General features: G+C 62.1%; 18 protein-coding genes and 1 other RNA gene. 9 read left to right on the forward strand and 10 right to left on the reverse strand.

The window, feature by feature from the left end:
• Positions 1-73: 73 nt before the first annotated feature.
• The 7 genes from prfB to AAZQ98_RS14670 all read left to right on the forward strand — a co-directional run bounded on the left by prfB (position 74) and on the right by AAZQ98_RS14670 (position 6,361).
• Positions 74-1,189: a peptide chain release factor 2 gene (prfB, locus tag AAZQ98_RS14640; protein WP_105658366.1), complete on the forward strand. Its 1,116-nt coding sequence runs from the start codon at positions 74-76 to the stop codon at positions 1,187-1,189.
• 280 nt (positions 1,190-1,469) lie between these two features.
• The gene (gene ftsE, locus AAZQ98_RS14645) at positions 1,470-2,267 is read left to right on the forward strand and encodes a cell division ATP-binding protein FtsE (protein ID WP_105658367.1); all 798 of its coding nucleotides are present in this window, start codon (positions 1,470-1,472) and stop codon (positions 2,265-2,267) included.
• On the forward strand, positions 2,264-3,178 hold the full coding sequence (ftsX, locus tag AAZQ98_RS14650) for a permease-like cell division protein FtsX (RefSeq protein WP_434693304.1): 915 nt from the start codon (positions 2,264-2,266) through the stop codon (positions 3,176-3,178). Before ftsE ends, ftsX begins: the two co-directional genes overlap by 4 nt.
• Before the next feature lie 52 nt (positions 3,179-3,230).
• A complete protein-coding gene (locus AAZQ98_RS14655) occupies positions 3,231-4,694 on the forward strand; it encodes a peptidoglycan DD-metalloendopeptidase family protein (RefSeq protein ID WP_434693306.1) in 1,464 nt (487 codons plus the stop codon).
• Between the two features lie 54 nt (positions 4,695-4,748).
• Positions 4,749-5,228, forward strand: a complete 480-nt coding sequence (gene smpB, locus AAZQ98_RS14660) for an SsrA-binding protein SmpB (RefSeq protein WP_105658370.1) — start codon at positions 4,749-4,751, stop codon at positions 5,226-5,228.
• Between the two features lie 113 nt (positions 5,229-5,341).
• Positions 5,342-5,710, forward strand: a transfer-messenger RNA (tmRNA) gene (gene ssrA / locus AAZQ98_RS14665).
• A 177-nt stretch (positions 5,711-5,887) separates the two neighbouring features.
• Positions 5,888-6,361 (forward strand): DUF2568 domain-containing protein, encoded by a 474-nt coding sequence (locus AAZQ98_RS14670; RefSeq protein ID WP_434693307.1) that lies wholly within the window; start codon positions 5,888-5,890, stop codon positions 6,359-6,361.
• 48 nt (positions 6,362-6,409) lie between these two features.
• On the opposite strand, the gene crcB is transcribed toward AAZQ98_RS14670, so the two are convergent.
• The 7 genes from crcB to aroA form a co-directional block, all read right to left on the reverse strand.
• Positions 6,410-6,790, reverse strand: coding sequence for a fluoride efflux transporter CrcB (gene crcB, locus AAZQ98_RS14675; RefSeq protein ID WP_434693310.1), 381 nt, complete (start codon positions 6,788-6,790; stop codon positions 6,410-6,412).
• Positions 6,790-7,251 (reverse strand): CrcB family protein, encoded by a 462-nt coding sequence (locus AAZQ98_RS14680; protein WP_434693312.1) that lies wholly within the window; start codon positions 7,249-7,251, stop codon positions 6,790-6,792. Before AAZQ98_RS14680 ends, crcB begins: the two co-directional genes overlap by 1 nt.
• Complete coding sequence (locus tag AAZQ98_RS14685; RefSeq protein ID WP_434693314.1) at positions 7,248-7,733, reverse strand: universal stress protein; 486 nt, start codon at positions 7,731-7,733, stop codon at positions 7,248-7,250. The genes AAZQ98_RS14680 and AAZQ98_RS14685 overlap by 4 nt, the downstream gene beginning before the upstream one ends.
• 75 nt (positions 7,734-7,808) lie before the next feature.
• Positions 7,809-8,438 (reverse strand): metal-dependent transcriptional regulator, encoded by a 630-nt coding sequence (locus tag AAZQ98_RS14690; RefSeq protein ID WP_434693316.1) that lies wholly within the window; start codon positions 8,436-8,438, stop codon positions 7,809-7,811.
• A gap of 14 nt (positions 8,439-8,452) precedes the next feature.
• Positions 8,453-9,259 carry an inositol monophosphatase family protein gene (locus AAZQ98_RS14695; protein WP_434693318.1) on the reverse strand — a complete coding sequence of 269 codons (807 nt, stop codon included), beginning with the start codon at positions 9,257-9,259 and terminating at the stop codon, positions 8,453-8,455.
• 14 nt (positions 9,260-9,273) lie between these two features.
• Positions 9,274-10,365 (reverse strand): ribosome small subunit-dependent GTPase A, encoded by a 1,092-nt coding sequence (rsgA, locus tag AAZQ98_RS14700; RefSeq protein ID WP_434693320.1) that lies wholly within the window; start codon positions 10,363-10,365, stop codon positions 9,274-9,276.
• Entirely contained in the window at positions 10,365-11,681 is a 1,317-nt protein-coding gene (gene aroA, locus AAZQ98_RS14705; protein WP_434693582.1) for a 3-phosphoshikimate 1-carboxyvinyltransferase, read from the reverse strand. Before aroA ends, rsgA begins: the two co-directional genes overlap by 1 nt.
• A 295-nt stretch (positions 11,682-11,976) precedes the next feature.
• Between aroA and AAZQ98_RS14710 the strand changes: the two genes are divergently transcribed.
• A complete protein-coding gene (locus tag AAZQ98_RS14710) occupies positions 11,977-12,630 on the forward strand; it encodes a sigma-70 family RNA polymerase sigma factor (protein WP_434693323.1) in 654 nt (217 codons plus the stop codon).
• Position 12,631: 1 nt separating this feature from the next.
• Positions 12,632-12,892: a mycothiol system anti-sigma-R factor gene (gene rsrA, locus AAZQ98_RS14715; protein ID WP_105658379.1), complete on the forward strand. Its 261-nt coding sequence runs from the start codon at positions 12,632-12,634 to the stop codon at positions 12,890-12,892.
• Positions 12,893-12,965: 73 nt separating this feature from the next.
• On the opposite strand, the gene AAZQ98_RS14720 is transcribed toward rsrA, so the two are convergent.
• The 3 genes from AAZQ98_RS14720 to AAZQ98_RS14730 form a co-directional block, all read right to left on the reverse strand.
• The gene (locus AAZQ98_RS14720) at positions 12,966-13,040 is read right to left on the reverse strand and encodes a 50S ribosomal protein bL37 (RefSeq protein ID WP_369299107.1); all 75 of its coding nucleotides are present in this window, start codon (positions 13,038-13,040) and stop codon (positions 12,966-12,968) included.
• Between the two features lie 98 nt (positions 13,041-13,138).
• Positions 13,139-13,744, reverse strand: coding sequence for a GDSL-type esterase/lipase family protein (locus AAZQ98_RS14725; RefSeq protein WP_105662568.1), 606 nt, complete (start codon positions 13,742-13,744; stop codon positions 13,139-13,141).
• A 215-nt stretch (positions 13,745-13,959) separates the two neighbouring features.
• The gene (locus AAZQ98_RS14730; protein ID WP_434693326.1) at positions 13,960-17,718 is read right to left on the reverse strand and encodes a multifunctional oxoglutarate decarboxylase/oxoglutarate dehydrogenase thiamine pyrophosphate-binding subunit/dihydrolipoyllysine-residue succinyltransferase subunit; all 3,759 of its coding nucleotides are present in this window, start codon (positions 17,716-17,718) and stop codon (positions 13,960-13,962) included.
• Between the last annotated feature and the right edge of the window lie 89 nt (positions 17,719-17,807).

Raw genomic sequence — 17,807 nt, forward strand, 5'->3', positions numbered from 1 at the left:
CTATTGGAACTTCTTTTCGGCGATAGCACCGGACTCATTGATCAATGGCTAAATGACGTAGTCTTAGAGGACCATGGCAAAAACTGACTTCTCCGCTGAAATCCGCTCACTGCGTTCTACATTCTCCGCAATTGAAGACGTGAGCGATGTCGAGCAGATCAAAGCTGACATCGCAGTCCTCTCGGAGGAAGCTGGCGTTCCGAACCTCTGGGATGATCCGGCCGCCGCGCAGATCGTTACCAGCAAGCTATCGCATCGCCAGTCTGAGCTGGAACGGCTGACCCGGCTGAAGACCCGCATCGACGATTTGGAAGTCTTGGTTGAGCTTGCTGAACTTGAAGACGACGATGATACGTTGCACGAAGCGGACAGAGAGCTCGTCAGCGTCCAGAAGTCCCTTGCCGAACTCGAAATTGTTACCCTTCTCAACGGTGAATTCGATGCTCGCGGAGCGGTTGTCACGATTCGCTCCGGTGCCGGCGGCGTTGATGCCGCCGATTTCGCAGAGATGCTTTTGCGCATGTACCTGCGCTGGGCTGAACGCCGTGGTTACAAGGCCACCGTTATGGATACCTCGTATGCCGAGGAAGCCGGCCTCAAATCGGCAACCTTCGAAATCGACGCACCATATGCCTTCGGCACACTCTCGGTAGAAGCCGGCACGCACCGTCTGGTTCGCATTTCACCATTCGATAATCAGGGACGTCGCCAGACGTCGTTTGCCGCGGTGGAGGTCGTGCCGCTGATTGAGCAGACTGACACCATCGAAATCCCTGAATCTGAAATTCGCGTGGACGTCTTCCGTTCCTCTGGCCCTGGCGGACAGAGCGTTAACACCACCGACTCTGCAGTACGCATGACGCATATTCCTACCGGAGTTGTCGTCTCGATGCAGAACGAAAAGTCGCAGATCCAGAACCGTGCTGCCGCACTTCGAGTTCTGCAGTCGCGGTTGCTGCTTCTGAAGAAAGAACAAGAAGACGCCCAGAAGAAGGAATTCGCCGGAGATGTGAAGGCATCTTGGGGCGATCAGATGCGTTCCTATGTGCTTAATCCGTACCAAATGGTCAAGGACCTGCGTACCGAACATGAAGTCGGCAATACCCAGGCAGTACTTGATGGTGAAATTGACGATTTCATTGATGCAGGCATCCGCTGGCGTGCAGGACAGCGTCGCCCTAGTAAGTAAGCGAAATCGCGAATTCCAGCTGGTCTAAACGCTTTTGCCACAGAGGGTGTAAGTATCATCACCGTTACGAACTCCGTTTCGCTAATTCCAGCTAGTCATGCCTAAGCTGGGCATTCTGCGTTAGCTGTATGTACGGCATGAATCTCGCAACACACCTTATATTTCGGCTGGTTAGCTACCTGGCACCGATAGTGTTTGGAAGACTGGCGCACCAAAAGACGTTTGATCTCGAGATTGGTATTCGTGGGTCGCGCCCCGACGAAGACTAGCGATTGAAGACATGATTAAATTCGAAAACGTCTCGATGGTTTACGAGCCAAAGCAGCAGAATGCAGCTTTGGACGATATAAACATCGAGATAGACCGTGGCGAGTTCGCCTTCTTGGTTGGCGAATCCGGTTCGGGTAAGTCGACCTTCCTCAGCTTGGTGCTGCGCGAAAAGCGCTCCACCGACGGATCCGTCTACGTGGCGGGACAGAACCTCAACCGCATTCCGAGCCGCCGTGTGCCTAAGCTGCGCCGTGACATCGGTTTCGTTTTCCAGGACTTCCGCCTGCTGCGCGAGCGCACGGTCTTCGACAACGTCGCGTTCGCCATGGAGGTCATTGGAGCTTCACGGGCCCAGATCCGCGAGCGTGTGCCAGATGCACTTAAAATGGTCGGTCTTGAAGATAAGGCGCGTCGCAAGCCAACTGAACTTTCCGGTGGCGAGCAGCAACGCGTCGGCATTGCCCGCGCCATTGTGAACAGGCCCTCGATCCTGCTTGCCGATGAGCCTACGGGTAACCTCGACCGCAAGAACAGCATCGAAGTCATGAACGTGCTCAACCGCATTAACCAGAACGGTACGACTGTCCTGATGGCTACGCACGCACATGAATTGGTGAGCGAATACCGCCACCGCGTTATTGAACTGAGTCGCGGACAGGTCATCCGCGATGAAATTGATGGACAGTACGCCCCGATGACCACCGTGGTGAACCAGGACGGTTCGCGAGAACTGCTCGTCGGCGATTCCGCCGTGGAGTACGACGAAGAGTCACAGGTTGCTGAGGACAAGAAAGACGAGGACCAGTGAGACTAGGATTTATTCTCCGCGAAGCGGCGAAGGGCCTGCGGCAGAATGTCGTCATGGTCGTCTCTGTGGTGCTGGTGACTTTCGTATCGTTGACCTTCGTCGGTGCCTCGGTATTACTGCAGCTCCAGATCAACCAGATGAAGGGCTACTGGTACGACCGCATGGAAGTTGCGGTGTACCTCTGCGATGACACGAGCACTTCGCCCAACTGCGCTGGTAGCGCGGTTTCCGAAGAGCAGCGCCAGAGCATTGAAGAGATGCTCAAATCAGAGCAGCTCGCGCCGTATATCAAGGAATTCGCCTACGAGTCGAAGGACCAGGCATACGAGAACTTCCTCGACCAATACGAGAACTCGGCGTTGGTTGACCAGGTCACTGCTGAGCAGCTGCCTGAATCATTCCGCGTCGCACTGGTAGATCCGGAGAAGTATCCGGTGATCAACGAAGCGTTCTCCACGGTACAAGGCGTTGACTCGGTCATTGACCAACGGGAACTGCTTGAAAAGGTCTTCCAGTTGGTGCGCGTGGCGTCCGCCGCCGCTGCTGTCGTTGCAATCGTGATGATTGTTTGCGCGGTGCTGCTGACCGGTACGACTATCCAGCTCTCAGCCATGCACCGGCGACTCGAAACAACGATCATGCGACTGGTTGGTGCATCGAAAGCAACGATTCAGCTGCCGTTCATTATCGAAGGAGTCATCGCGTCGCTGATTGGTGGATTGCTGGCTTCTGGCACCTTGTGGATGCTGCTGAAGTTCCTCGTCGAGGATAAGTTGGCCAATGAAAACGTCGGTGTAGCGTTCATCTCCACCGGTGAAATATGGCTTGTTGCTCCGATACTCTTGATTATTGGTATCGTTTTGGCCACAATTTCATCAGTGGTAACGTTGAAGCGTTACCTGAAGGTTTAGCTGAACGTTATCTAGGCTTGAACTGAAGTACGCAATTTCTAAAAGGAGCTTTATGCTGTCGAACGCAGTGCGACGTAAATTCTTACGCGCCTCCATCGGTGGAGCAATGGCTCTCGCGCTCACGCTGCCCGCAGGGCTGGTAGCCGCCGATGAGCTGGACGACAAGAAAGCTCAAGTCGAAAAGAACATCGATACCCTCGAGAACGACATGGAATTCTTGGATGCCGACATTCAAGAAACCGACAGGAAATTGCGTGACCAGCAAGCACAGGTTCCTGTAGCCCAGCAGGCATTGGCTGACGCGCAAAGCCGCGTAGCCAATGCACAGGCCACCCTTTCCGATCTCAACAACCGCTTAATCAGCGCGCAAGCGACTCGTGATGAAGTGGCTAAGCAGATCGAGGAAAACGCGGCTAAGCTTTCCGACGCTCAAGATGCGATGGCGCAGATCGCTTCTGAGGCTTATAAGCGCGGCGGCGTTTCTGGCGGGCTGGACATGATCCTCAACATGGATTCCGCGACCAAGATGGCCGATGGCCTGGACATGGCCAACCGCGCCATGGAATCCCAGAATGCCGCATACAATGACCTGGCCCAGGAACAAGCCAGCAATGAAAGCAACAAGCTTCGCCTGGTTGCTGTTGAAAAGGAAATTTCCTCCCTGAAAGCCCAGGCTGAGGAAGCCTTGGCGCAGGAGCAGGCGGCGCGAGATGCTGCGCAGAACGCCAAGAACGAACTGGATGCGCTGGTTGCCAGCACCGAAGAACTCAGTGCTGAACTTGAAGCGCAGAAGCCGCGTATCCAGGCGAAACTGCAATCGCAGCAGAAGGAATACGCCGCGGTCAACCAGCAGATCAAGGAACGCCAGGAGCGCTTGATCAGGGAAGCTGCCGAACGCAAGCGCAAGGCAGAAGAAAAAGCGCGCCGCGAGGCGGCAGCCGAGCGAAAGCGCATCGCTGAGGAAAAGGCGGCCTACGAAGCTGAGCAGGAGCGCAAGGCCGCGGAAGCTCGCGCAGAGAAAAAGGCCTACAAGAAGAAGGCCTATGTAGCACCGAAATCCGAGCCAAAGGCACCGACATATGCCGAGCCAAGCAGCTGGGGTTTGGTTAAGCCCACTACCAGTAACCGATTGACCTCGACCTTCGGCTGGCGCCCGACTCCAGCTGGAACAATCGACTATGGCGGCCGTGGCGGCTATGTCCACGCAGGCATTGACTGGGGATTCGGCGGCCAGTGCGGCTCGCCAATCACGGCTGCTGCCTCCGGTGAAGTGTGGATGGCCGGTTGGGGCGGATCCTCGGGTAACAAGGTCACCGTTTCTCACGGCGTCATCAAGGGCAAGGCCCTGGCCACCAACTATCACCACATGTCCCGCATCGCGGTAAGCGTCGGCCAGCATGTGAAGCAGGGCCAGGTTATAGGCTACGTTGGCACCACCGGCAATTCGACCGGCTGCCATCTGCACTTCGAAACGATCATCAATGGTTCACATGTGAACCCCTTGGGACTTCTCTAGCGCTAGACTTGTAATCTGTGCGCGGGAATCCGCCCGCGACATGCAAGGAGTAACGTGGCTAAGAAGAATCAAGAAGATCGAGTAATCGCGAGCAACCGCAAGGCGCGCCACGATTTCGAAATACTCGACACCTTCGAAGCTGGCATGGTGCTCACGGGTACTGAGGTGAAGTCGCTTCGCGAAGGCAAGGCCTCGCTGGTTGACGGTTTCGGCCAGTTCTACCGTGGCGAGCTGTACATCGAGAACGTCTACATCCCCGAGTACCTCAATGGATCGTGGACCAATCACGCGGCCCGTCGTCGCCGCAAGCTCTTGCTGCACCGCCAGGAACTGCTCAAGATCGAACGCAAAATCAGTGAAGCCGGCCTGACCGTCGTCCCGCTGAGCTTGTACTTCAAATCCGGTCGGGCGAAGCTGGAGATCGGCGTTGCCCGCGGTAAGCGCGAATACGACAAGCGGCAGACCTTGAGGGAAAAGCAGGATAACCGCGAGGCGTTGCGTGCCATGCGCGAACGCAACCGCGGAAACGCATAAGGCTAGCTTGTGGCGCATTTCGCATTGGGGGAAACCCGGGCAGTGCGCTATGATTGGTAGACACGCCCTAGGGTGTGGTTGTACCCGGGAGACCGGGACTGACAACAAAATACGGGGATGATCGGTTTCGACGGTGTGAGTCGCGACAGATGAAGCGGGCCGAGGACGCAAAGTTATCTCGTAAACGCCCTTTGCAAACCAATAAGTGCCGAATCAAAGCGCACTGACTTCGCTCTCGCTGCCTAAGCAGCCAGACGGTCCGTTAGCCAGGGGACGCTATCGCCCCTGTTCCTAACGTCATTTAGATAGCCAATGTATCCAGCGGATGTTGCCGCTTCTGGATACACATTTAGGCAACTGTGCCCGGATCAACCACATGTTTGCGTGATGGTTGGGGCAGAGAAAATCCGCAGCAAACTGCGCCCGGAGAAGACCTGGCAACACCACATCGGACGGGAGTTCAATTCTCCCCATCTCCACAATATCCAGCTCCGGAGCCAGGCCCATAGGTCTGGCTCCGGAGCTTTTTGTTTGTTTCGGAGTCCGCAGTCACATCGCGAGCCTGTTCGCGGGATGGAGAATTTACACATAGACTTGAAATGAAAGTCCAAGGCTTTCGAAACGACAGCGTGTGCAGAAACGGAGTGAGATTGAAGTCGATGGGTAAAAACAGTTCCCAGCGGGTATCGCCTTTCCTTTCAGCAAGCTATGCGGCAGTTGCCTTCCTCTTGGAAGTAGGATTGCTTTTCGCCGCGGCACTAGCCGCTATCGCTTTCATCCCATGGCCGACAATCCCAGCAATCCTTGTAGTAGTTGTCCCGCTGCTGATCCTCTGGTCGATCTTCTTCTCGCCGAAAGCCGTCATCAAGTTGAGGCTGCGAACCCGTCTGCTCCTGGTCCATATCATTTACCTCATCGGAGCCTACGTGCTGTGGCTGAGCGTCGACCATTCCTTCTACGATCAATCGCAGATTTGGGCCATCGGAATGCTTGCGTTGACCGGCATCAGCGCCATTCTGGTCATCGCCACTGGCGGATACGTGGTCCCGCACGATCGAACCAAGCAGCCACCGAAGCAAGTTCCGAGCCGGGCACGAGCGGGTGTTCCCAAGGGACGCCGGGCAGCACGCTAGAACTGATGGAATGCCAAGCCGAAAAGCTTGGCATTTTTTCGTTTGCGGCTAGAAGAGCCCAGCGACGTGGTAGCCGAGCAATGCCGCGAGCACCGCTCCAGCGAGGGTCCCCAATGCATTGGCCAGGCTGGCTGCGAGGCGGCCGGCCTGGAGCAGCCGGACAGTTTCGAAACTGGCCGCCGAAAACGTCGTGTAGCCGCCGAGCAGTCCTGAACCTATGGCCGCAAGCCATTGCGCCGACAACAACTGCTGGGCCATCAGCCCGGTCAGCGCACCCAGCGCGAAGGAGCCGGAGAGATTGACCAGGATCGTGCCCCAGGGCAGCGGGGCTGGAAGCCACCGCTTGATCAGGGCATCGAGCACGAAACGCAGGCAGGCGCCAATGCCGCCGCAGAGCGCAACGATAAGAAATAAGCCGGGGGAGAGCACTAGTGAAGCCCTCCCGATTTCCGGGCCATGCGCCTAGCCCCAGCGGCGATTCCGCACCAGGTTGCCAATGCACCGAAGAACACCGTGAACAGTGCATAGCCCAGGGCATGGAGCGCTGCGCCGGATGCGAACATCTGCATGCTGCCGGTGGCCAGCGCGCTGTAGGTCGTGAAGCCGCCCAAGAAACCGGTGCCCAGCAGCAGCCGCAGCCGGTGATGCTTGGGCTCGTCGTGGCCGGGATGCGAAAGCGCCTCGAGCAGCAGGCCGAGCAGGAACGCCCCCAGCATGTTGGCTAGGAAAATCGCGAGCGGGAAACCGCCGGGATCTGGCAGCAGCAGGCCCAGGCCTTGGCGGCAGGCAGTACCGGCAGCGCCGCCAAGGAATACCAGCAGCAGGAAACGCGGGTTGAGGAAGGAACCCTGCGCGGTGCGCTGGGCCATGGGTGTTGGCGGACGGGTCATGAATTGCGAATCTGTTCTGCGCGGCGTGGCGGGATGAGGAGCACCGGATGGCGCTGTCGATGGGTCAGATGCACCGCTACCGAACCGTTGAGCAGTTCCCGGATGGTGTTGGCCATGGAACGCTCCCGAACCCCGAGCACAATCAGCGCCGCATCATGCTGCAGGGCTAGGTGCGACAGCTGCTGACCGGGGCCACCGGCCGCGGCATGCGCTTGCCATTGCAGTCCCGATCCGCCGAGCTGGGCTTCGAGTTGCTGCAGAAGCCGTGCCGGGAAGCGCTCAATTGCTTCGTCCCCGGATTCGGGATCCAGCGGTGCGCTGCGGATGGTGCCATCGGGAAGCTCTTCGAGCGGATAGCGGGTGGGATCCACATGGACGCAAAGCAACCGCGCTCCGAGCGCGCAGGCCAGGTCTGCGGCTGCGGCCAGAACGTGGGGATCGAGGCGATCCGGGATGCCCAGGATGATCGGTCGTGTCTCCAATGGCCCTCCCTTTTGGCAGCCGGGCGCACCTGGCAGCGCGTCGCTGCTTTTCATTCTTGCACAGCCGGCACGCCGCTAGGCTTTGCGCACCCAGATCAGCGAAGCCTCAATGAAATCCAGCTGATGCGGCAATTCGATGACCGCCCCGGGAACCAGCCCCTGGGCGGCGGCACGACGCAGGAACTGGGGGTCTTCATCGCTGATCCGGTCGATGACGGCCCGGGCACCGGAGAAGCGGTCAAGCCGGATCGCCCCGGAGACCGGCAGTTCCCCTTCCGCGCTGGGAATCGCGTCGCCATGCGGATCGTGGCGCGGGTGGCCCAGCCGGGCTTCCAGGGCGTTGATGAAGCGGTCGGTGACGGTGTGCTCCAGCGCCTCGGCCTCGTTATGCACCTCATCCCAGCCATAGCCCAGCTCATCGCGCAGGAAGGTTTCCAGCAGGCGGTGGCGGCGCACCATGCGCAAGGCCTCGCGCCGGCCGGTGCCGCTGAGCGTAATGGCTCCGCGCGGCACGTGATGGACCAGGTGCTTGGCTGCGAGCTTCTGCACCATGGCGGTGGCCGAGGCAGGGGACAAGCCCAGCTGGTCGGCCAGGGCGCCGGTGCCCACTTCGGTGTCTTCCCATTCGGTGAGCAGGTACACCGCCTTGAGGTAGTCCTCTTCGCTGGTGGTCAGCCCGGCCGGCCCGCGTCGTGCAGTTGCCATCGTCCTCGCGCTGCCTAGCTGCGGTTCAGGTAGGGAAGGATCGCCTCGTGCAGCTTGCCGTTGGTGGCCAGGGCGTTGCCGCCATGGCAGCCCTCTTCCCCGGCCACCGAGGTGAAGCGGCCCCCGGCTTCGCGTACCACCGGCACCAGGGCGGCCATGTCGTAGAGCTCCAGTTCGGGTTCGAAGGCCGCGTCGACCGCGCCTTCGGCCAGCAGCGCGTAGGACAGGAAATCCCCGTAGCCGCGGGTGCGCCACGCGGTATCCAGCAGTTCCAGGAAGCCCTCGAGCTTGCCGGCCTCCTTCCAGCCGTTCAGCGAGGCGTAGGCCAGTGAGGAGTCAGACAGCTCGCTCACCGAGGAGACCTTGATCTGGCGGGTGGCGGTGGTACCGGCCGTGGCACCCGGTTCGGTGACGAACGCGCCCAGGCCGCTCGCGGCGTGCCAGCGGCGGGTCATGGCCGGGGCGGAGATGACTCCCAGCACCGGTTCGCCGTCGATCTCCAGCGCGATCAGCGTGGCCCAGACGGGTACGCGGCGCACGAAGTTCTTGGTGCCGTCGATCGGGTCGATGACCCAGCGCCGGGAGCCGGTGCCGTGCACGCCGAATTCTTCGCCGAGCACCGAATCATCGGGACGGTGGGCGGCCAGTTCGGCCAGGATCAGCTGCTCGGCGCCGCGGTCGGCGTCGGAGACCGGGGTCATGTCCGGCTTGGATTCGACCACCAGGTCGTTGGCGCCGTAGCGGGCCAGGGTGAAGGCGTCGACCTTCCCGGCCAGGGCCAGGGCGAAGTCGAGATCTTGCTGCAGGGTGTATTCAGCCATGGTGTTGCGGGCGCCTAGAGCGCGCCGAGCTCCTTTTCGTGCGTGGTTTCCTCGGTGGTGACCAGCCGGCGGTAGGAGGCCAACCGGTCTGCGGCCTGGGTGCCTTCGGCATTTTCGGCCCAGGCTTCCAGCGCGCAGCCCGCCTCGCCGGCGGCATGGGTGCAACCGCGCGGGCAGCCGGTGGCGATTTCTGCCAGGTCCTCGAAGGCGGCCAGGATATTGTCCCGGTCCACCAGTCCCAGCCCGAAAGAACGGATGCCAGGGGTGTCGATCAGCCAGGATCCAGGGGTTTCGCCCAGGCGCAGGGCCAGGGCGTTGGAAGAGGTATGGCGTCCGCGGCCGGTGACCGCGTTGACGTGCCCGGTGGCGCGGGTCGAACCGGTCAGGGCGTTGACCAGGGTGGACTTGCCTACTCCGGAGTGGCCCAGCACTACCGAGACGCAGCCGGAGAGGATCTCTTCGAATTCGGCCAGCGCGCCGGCATCCAGCCGGGCGCTGGAACCGTCGGCGCCGCGCGCGTCCACACCGGAGGCGTCGGCAGTGGTGGTACGGGAGATGACCACGGGGAACTCCAGTCCCTCGTAGTGCTTGAGGAAGTCGGCCGGATCCTTCACATCCGCTTTGGTCACGCACAGCACCGGCTGGATGCCGGCGTCGAAGGCGGCGACCAGCGCGCGGTCCACGAAGCCGGTGCGCGGCTCGGGATTCGCGGCGGCCACGACGATGACCAGCTTGTCCACATTGGCCACGACCACGCGCTCGGTGGCGTCGGTGTCGTCGGCGCTGCGGCGCAGCAGCGTGGTGCGCTCTTCGATGCGGATCAGCCGGGCCAGGGTATCGGGCTTTCCGGAGGTGTCGCCCACCAGTCCCACCAGGTCCCCGGGCACGATCGCCTGGCGGCGCAGCTCGCGGGCCCGGGCGGCGATGACGATGCGCTCCGTGGCGGTGTCCTCATCCAGGATTGCAGTGTAGCGGCCGCGGTCCACGGTGATGATGCGGCCGATGACCGCCTGTTCGTAGGCCGGGCGGTCCTTGGTGCGCGGACGGCTGCCCTTCTTGTTGGGGCGGACGCGGACCGAGGATTCGTCGTAGTCGGAGTAGCGCATTAGCCCTGGCCCTTTGCGGTAGCCGCCATGCGGGACCATAGCTGCGGGAAATCCGGCATGGTCTTGGCGGTGGTGGCGATGTTTTCCACGCGCACCCCGTCGATGGCCAGGCCCAGCAGGGCACCGGCGGTCGCCATGCGGTGGTCCTCGTAGGAATCGATATCCGCTGCCTGCAGGGTTCCGGGAACGATTTCCAGGGCGTCCGCGGTGGCGGTGATTCTGGCGCCCACCTTGGACAATTCGGTTTCCAGCGCGGCCAGACGATCGGTTTCATGGCCGCGCAGGTGCCCGATGCCGGTCAGCTTGCTCGGCGAATCGGCCAGCACGCACAGTGCTGCCAGGGTAGGGGCCAGCTCGGAGGCATCGGCGTAGTCGATGCCGCGGATGACTCCGGTTCCGCGCACGGTGAGCACGCCATCGCCGCCGTGGCTGACTTCCGCTCCCATCGCGGCCAGTATTTCTACCCACTTGCCGCCGACCTGGGTGGTCCGGGCAGGCCAGAAGGGCACGCGCACGGTGCCGTGGCTCGCCAGCGCGGCGGCCAGGAACGGCCCGGCGTTGGACAGGTCCGGTTCCACGGTGACGGTGAAGCCCGCCAGCTGGCCCGGGGCGATGCTCCAGCCGCGCGCGTCGGCATCGACGCTTACCTCTACGCCCAAATCGCGCAGGGTCTGGACGGTCATCGCGATGTGGTCCGGGGAAGCGATAGGCCCCGGCGCGGCGCGCAGCTTCAGCCCGCCGGGCAGTGCCTGGCCAACCAGCAGCAGCGCGGAGATGAACTGGGAGCTGCCCGACGCGTCGATGACCACTTCGGCATCCTGCTTCAGCTCGCTGGCGTCAATGGTGAAGGGCAGCATGCCGGTGGTTCCGGCGTAGTCGATGCGGGCGCCCAGGGCTGCCAGCGCGTCCAGTACCGGGGCCATGGGCCGCACGCGGGCCGCGGCGTCGCCGTCGAAGGCCACCTTGGCGCCGGCGACGGCAGCCAATGGGGGAACGAAGCGCATCACCGTGCCGGCCAAGCCGCAGTCGATCGCCAGCGGTCCGGCGGCCAGCTGGCCCGGGGTGATGTCCACGGTGGTGGAGCCGTCGGCCTGCTCGGTGCGCTTGATCCCGACCCCGAATCCGGCCAGGGCGCTGAGCATCAGCTCGGTGTCGCGGCTGATCAGCGTGTTGTGGATCGTGGATGGCGAGGAGGCCAGGGCCGCAAGGATCAGATACCGGTTGGTCAGCGACTTCGAAGCTGGCACCGGGACGGTTGCATCCAGTCCGGTGGCGGCATAGGGCGCTGCCCACCAGTTCTTTTCTGCGTCGTGCAGCTGATCGAGGGGGCTCCCGGGGGCGCTTGCAGTGCTGATTGGTAGATCCTTAGGCTCGAGGCTTCAATTCGGGGCCGCTGGCAGTACCGCAAGTACTGTGCGCCCACTGCCTAATTCTAGCCGAGATCGGTGCGGGAATAAGGCTTTAGCTCCGCTGGTTATACCTACTGTGACGATACGACAGGACACTTCAAACGCCGGCGGCACCGCTTGCGCCGTCGCCGAGCAACCGCGGCCGGCCCGGGCCCGCGCTGGCACGCGCATAAAGCCGTTCGAACGCGTAGACTCGGCAGTGATGAACAACAAGAGTGTGGACGAGAATTTGCCCGATGCGGCCTCCGAGTCCGAGCAGCAGCGCCGCGAACGCTTCGAGCGTGACGCGATGCAATACGTGGACCAGCTCTATTCGGCTGCCCTGCGCATGGCGCGCAACCCGTCGGATGCCGAGGATCTGGTGCAGGAGGCCTACACCAAGGCCTATTCCGCCTTCCACCAGTACAAGCCGGGCACCAACCTGAAGGCCTGGCTGTACCGCATCCTGACCAACACGTACATCAATTTGTACCGCAAGCGCCAGCGCGAGCCGCTGCGCACTTCCACCGATACGGTCGAGGATTGGCAGATGGCCCAGGCCATGGAGCATTCGCCGACCGGCTTGCGCTCGGCCGAGGCCGAGGCGCTGGACCACCTTCCGGATTCGGATGTGAAAGCCGCGCTGCAGTCGATCGGCGAGGATTTCCGCATGGCCGTCTACTTCGTGGATGTCGAGGGCTTCAGCTACAAGGAAGCCAGCGAGATCCTGGGCGTGCCGATCGGCACCGTGATGTCCCGGTTGCATCGCGGACGCAAGAACTTGAGGGAACTGCTGGCCGATTACGCAGCAGATCGTGGGATCGCCACCGGCACCCAGAGCAAGAGTGCCGCCAAGGCTGACCGAGGAGCGAAATAAGATGGATTGCAATTCAATGGGTGATTGCGCCGATGACCGCATCGTCCGCATCTACGAGTACCTCGACGGAGCGCTGACGCTCGATGACCTCAAGGAGGTCAAGTCCCACCTGGATGGCTGCCCGGAATGCACCGAGCAGTACGATCTGGAGTGCATCATCCGCTCGGTGGTGCGCCGCAGCTGCCAGGAGCATGCCCCGCAGACCTTGAAGGCCAGCATCATCGCGCGAATCTCGCAGATCCGCGTGGAATCAGGCCACTAGCACGGCAAAGAGAAACCCCGTATCTTCCGAGTTGATCTCGAAGGGTACGGGGTTCTTTTTTTGTTCGCTTCGCTTAGCTGTTTGGGCGCTTGCCGTGGTTGGCACCGCCACGCTTGCGATCGCGACGCTTACGAGCGCGCTTCGACATGGTGACTCCTTAGAGGGAACAATATTGCTTCCCGAAAATTCGGGCCGGCTCATAGTCTTTCACACTTCCGGCCGATTTTCCTAACGGACCGGCGGTCCCTAGCCCTCGCCTGGCTCAGGCAACTCCAGCCAGGAATACCAGCCGCGGTGCAGCACCAGCCAGGCCATCAGCCCGTAGCCTGCCTGGCCGGGCACCCCGCCGGAAGCGTTCAGATCGGCACGCCACTGGGCATGGGAACGCAGGGGCGTGAAGGTGTCGACGTAGTGGTGGTTGCGGCGCAGCGCCACATCCGAGTAGACGCGGTTCAGTTCTGCCACGCGCTGGTTGCGCGCATCATCCAGGCCCGGGGCCGGGCCGACCAGCAAGGCCTTGATGTTCATCTGCGAAGCCGAATCCAGGATGTTGGCCAGGTTCAGCCGGCTGCGCGCGGTGGTGACATCCAGATCGACGTCGCGGTCCGAGAGCGCGATGACCAGGCGGTTTTCGTATTGGTCGCTGAATCGGCGGGAGGCTTCCCCCAGCCAGCGTTCGGCCAGCGCTTCGGATCCCTCGGCCGGGGAAGCCAGGACGAAGGACTGCAGGCGCAGGGCCGGATCCTGGGTGCGGGCCATGACGCGGCCGAACCAGCCCAGGCCCCGCGGGTCGCCATGTCCGGCCAGTAGCTCATCTCCGATTGCGGTAATTCGGATTGTGCGTAACTCCAACTGGGCGACCTTTCGTTGGCTCAAAAATGATGAATCGCTCCCCACCTTAGCAGTCGGAACGCTGGCATCGGGGGAGGCGGTCATTGGTTAAACCCCACAATTCCCTGCGAAAAACCAGCACCGGGGTTAAAGCGCTGTTGCCGGCGAACCTCCGAGGTGGAACCCCCGGATAGTTCGCCGGCAACAGTTGGCCAGCAGCGTTCAGGCGATGCGGTCTAGCGGGCGAAAGCCTGCTGGATCAGCACTGCGTTTTCTGCGTCGTGGCGCTTTGCATTGCCAGCGGAGGTCGCAGCCGATGCCGGGCGGGAGATCAAGGTGATCTTCTGCTCCAGTGCCGGTGCAACGTACAAGCCGAAGAACGGCCATGGACCCTGGTTCGCAGGCTCGTCCTGGACCCAAGCCACCTCGGCGTTCGGGTACTTGGCCAGTTCGGCAGCGATCTGCTCGGCCGGAGCCGGGTAGAGCTGCTCGACGCGTACCAGTGCGGTCTTGGTGTCGTTCGCCTTGGTGCGAGCGGCCAGCAGATCGTAGTAGACGCGGCCCGAGCACAGCAGCACCTTGTCCACGGCGTTCGCATCGGTGATCGACGCATCGCCGATGACCTCGCGGAAGCCTCCGGTGGTGAAGTCCTCTACCGAGCTGGCCGCGGCCTTCAGGCGAAGCAGCTGCTTCGGGGTGAAGACGATCAGCGGCTTGCGCGGACGGGCGTAGGCCTGGCGGCGCAGCAGGTGGAAGTGGTTTGCACCGGTGGAAGGCTGGGCAACGACCATGTTGTTCTCGGCGCACAGCTGCAAGAAGCGCTCGATGCGGGCCGAGGAGTGGTCCGGGCCCTGGCCTTCGTAGCCGTGCGGCAGCAGCATGACCAGCGAGGAGGACTGCGACCACTTCTGCTCTGCGGAGGAGATGAACTCGTCGATCACGGTCTGCGCGCCATTGACGAAGTCGCCGAACTGCGCTTCCCACATGACCAGTGCATCCGGGCGTTCTACCGAGTAGCCGTACTCGAAGCCGAGCGCGGCGTATTCGGAGAGCAGGGAGTCGTAGATCCACAGCGGTGCCTGGTCTTCGGCCAGGTGGTGCAGCGGGTACCACTCGGTGTCGTTCTCGCGGTCGTGGAAGACTGCGTGGCGCTGCACGAAGGTGCCGCGGCGCGAGTCCTGGCCTGCCAGGCGGACCGGCACGCCTTCCATGGTCAAGGTGCCCAGGGCTGCCAGTTCTGCGAAGCCCCAGTCGATGCCGCCTTCGCGGGACATCTTCTCGCGGCGCTCGAGCAGCGACTTCAGCTTGGTATGCATGGTGAAGCCGGCCGGGATATCCAGGTGGGCGGCACCAATCTTCGCCAGCGTCTGGGCGGTGATGGCCGAGCCGCGTGCGCCGTCGACGGTGTTCTCGTCGGCAGCCTGGGCGAAGGGCTTCTCCAGGTCGTTGATGGTCGAGCCCGGGGTGATGATCGGGATCGGCGAAGTCTGGGCGGCATGCGTCTCGGCGAAGATGCGCTCCAGGTTCTCCTTGTACTCGGCCAGCACGTTCTCGGCTTCTTCCTGCGTGATGTCGCCGCGGCCTACCAGGGCCTCGGTGTACAGCTTGCGGGTCGAGCGCTTGGCTTCGATCAGGTTGTACATGATCGGCTGGGTCATCGAAGGGTCATCGCCCTCGTTGTGGCCGCGGCGGCGGTAGCACACCAGGTCGATGACGACGTCCTTGCCGAACTTCTGGCGGTACTCGAAGGCCAGCTGGCCCACGTGCACCACTGCCTCCGGGTCATCCCCGTTGACGTGGAAGATCGGAGCCTGCACGGTGCGTGCAACGTCGGTTGCGTACACCGAGGAGCGCGAGGAGCTCGGCGCGGTGGTGAAGCCGATCTGGTTGTTCACGATCACGTGGACGGTGCCGCCGGTCTTGTAGCCGGGCAGCTGGCTCATGGCCAGTACCTCGGAGACCACGCCCTGGCCGGCGAATGCGGCATCGCCGTGGACCAGGATCGGCAGCACGGTGTTCTTCTGGTTCAGGCGGTCCAGCTTGGCGCGGGTGATGCCCTCGAGCACTGGATCGACTGCTTCCAGGTGCGATGGGTTGGCAGCCAGGTAGATCTTGGTCTGGTTGCCCGCATCCGAGGTGTACGAACCCTCGGTGCCCAGGTGGTACTTCACATCGCCCGAACCCTGGACCGAGCCCGGGGTTGCGGTGCCTTCGAATTCGCGGAAGACCTGTGCGTAGGTCTTGCCGGCGATATTGGTCAGCACGTTCAGGCGGCCGCGGTGGGCCATGCCGATCGCGACCTCGTCCAGCTGCTCGTCGGCTGCGTCGGAGATGATCGCATCCAGCAGTGGAATCAGCGATTCGCCGCCTTCCAGCGAGAAGCGCTTCTGGCCGACGAACTTGGTCTGCAGGAAGGTCTCGAAAGCCTCGGCGGAGTTCAGCTTCGACAGGATGCGCAGCTGCTCTTCGCGGCTTGGCTTGGCGTAGCCGGATTCCAGCTTGGCCTGGAACCATTCGCGCTCTTCGGGGTTCTGCAGGTGCATGTACTCGGTGCCGATGGTGCGGCAGTAGGCATCGCGCAGCACGCCGAGGATGTCGCGCAGCAGGCCGCGGTCCTTGCCGCCCAGGCCGCCGGCCAGCCATTCGCGGTCCAGATCCCACAGGGTCAGGCCGTAGGAATTGATGTCCAGGTCCGGGTGCTTGCGCTGGACGTATTCCAGCGGGTTGGTATCGGCCATCAGGTGGCCGCGCACGCGGTAGGAGTTGATCAGGTGCTGGATGCGGGCAACCTTGTTGACCTGCAGGTCGATGTCGACCTGGTTGTCAACGGCCCAGCGAACCGGCTCGTAAGGGATGCGCAGCTGCTCGAAGATCTCGTCGTAGAAACCCTGCTCGCCCAGCAGCAGCGACTCGACCAGCTTCAGGAATTCGCCCGAACCTGCACCCTGGATGACGCGGTGGTCGTAGGTGGAGGTCAGGGTGATGTGCTTGCCGATACCCAGGGCGGCCACGGTCTTCTCCGAGGAGCCGCGGTACTCTGCCGGGTATTCCAGTGCGCCAACGCCGATGATCGCGGCCTGGCCCTTGGACAGGCGTGGAACCGAGTGAACGGTGCCGATGCCGCCTGGGTTGGTCAGCGAAACGGTGGTGCCTGCGTAGTCGTCAGCGGTCAGCTTGTTGCCGCGGGCGCGCTTGATCAGGTCTTCGTAGGTGGCCCAGAACTCGTTGAAGCTCAGGGTCTCGGCAGCCTTGATGTTCGGCACGGCCAGCATGCGGGTGCCATCCGGCTTCGGCATGTCGATCGCGATGCCGAAGTTCACGTGGGCTGGCTGGATCGCAGTTGGCTTCTTGTCGATCACGTCGTAGGTGACGTTCATCGACGGGATCTGCTTCAGCGCACGGATCACGGCGAAGCCGATCAGGTGTGTGAAGGAGATCTTGCCGCCGCGAGCGCGCTTGAGGTGGTTGTTGATGACAATGCGGTTGTCGATCATCACCTTGGCCGGTACGGCACGCACGGTGGTGGCGGTAGGCACGGTGAGGGAGGCATCCATGTTGGTTGCGATGGCCTTCATTGGTCCACGCAGCGGGGTGCGCTTTTCCTCACCGAAAAGTTCGGTGGACGGCGTAGCCTTCGGAGCCTGTGCCGGGATCGGCGCAGTCTTCGGTGCTGGCTCGGCCTTCTTGGCTTCAGCGGCCGGAGCTGGTGCTGCCTTGGCAGCCGGTGCTGGTTCGGAGGCACGGGCCTGGGCTGCGGCGCGTGGCGCGCCCTGCCCGTTGGCTGCAGACCCAGCGGCAGGTGCTGCCGCTGCTGGCGCCGGCTGCGCTGCCGGTGCTGCTGGTGCCTTCTTTTCGGCGGCGAGAGATTCGAAAATATCCCACCATTTCTTATCTACCGAGTTCTTGTCGACGAGATACTGTTCGAACAGCTCGTCAACTAGCCACTCGTTTCCACCAAACTCTTCAGTAAGTCGGTGGTGTGCTTGCTCTGGCACGTGCAACGCCTCTTCCCTGATTTCTACGTTGTTCTAGCTTGAGCCGGTGGTCTTTCGAGGACGTGATACGACCACTGCGGCCCACAAGA

This window comes from Glutamicibacter sp. Je.9.36 (assembly GCF_051129975.1).
Taxonomy (GTDB): Bacteria; Actinomycetota; Actinomycetes; order Actinomycetales; family Micrococcaceae; genus Glutamicibacter.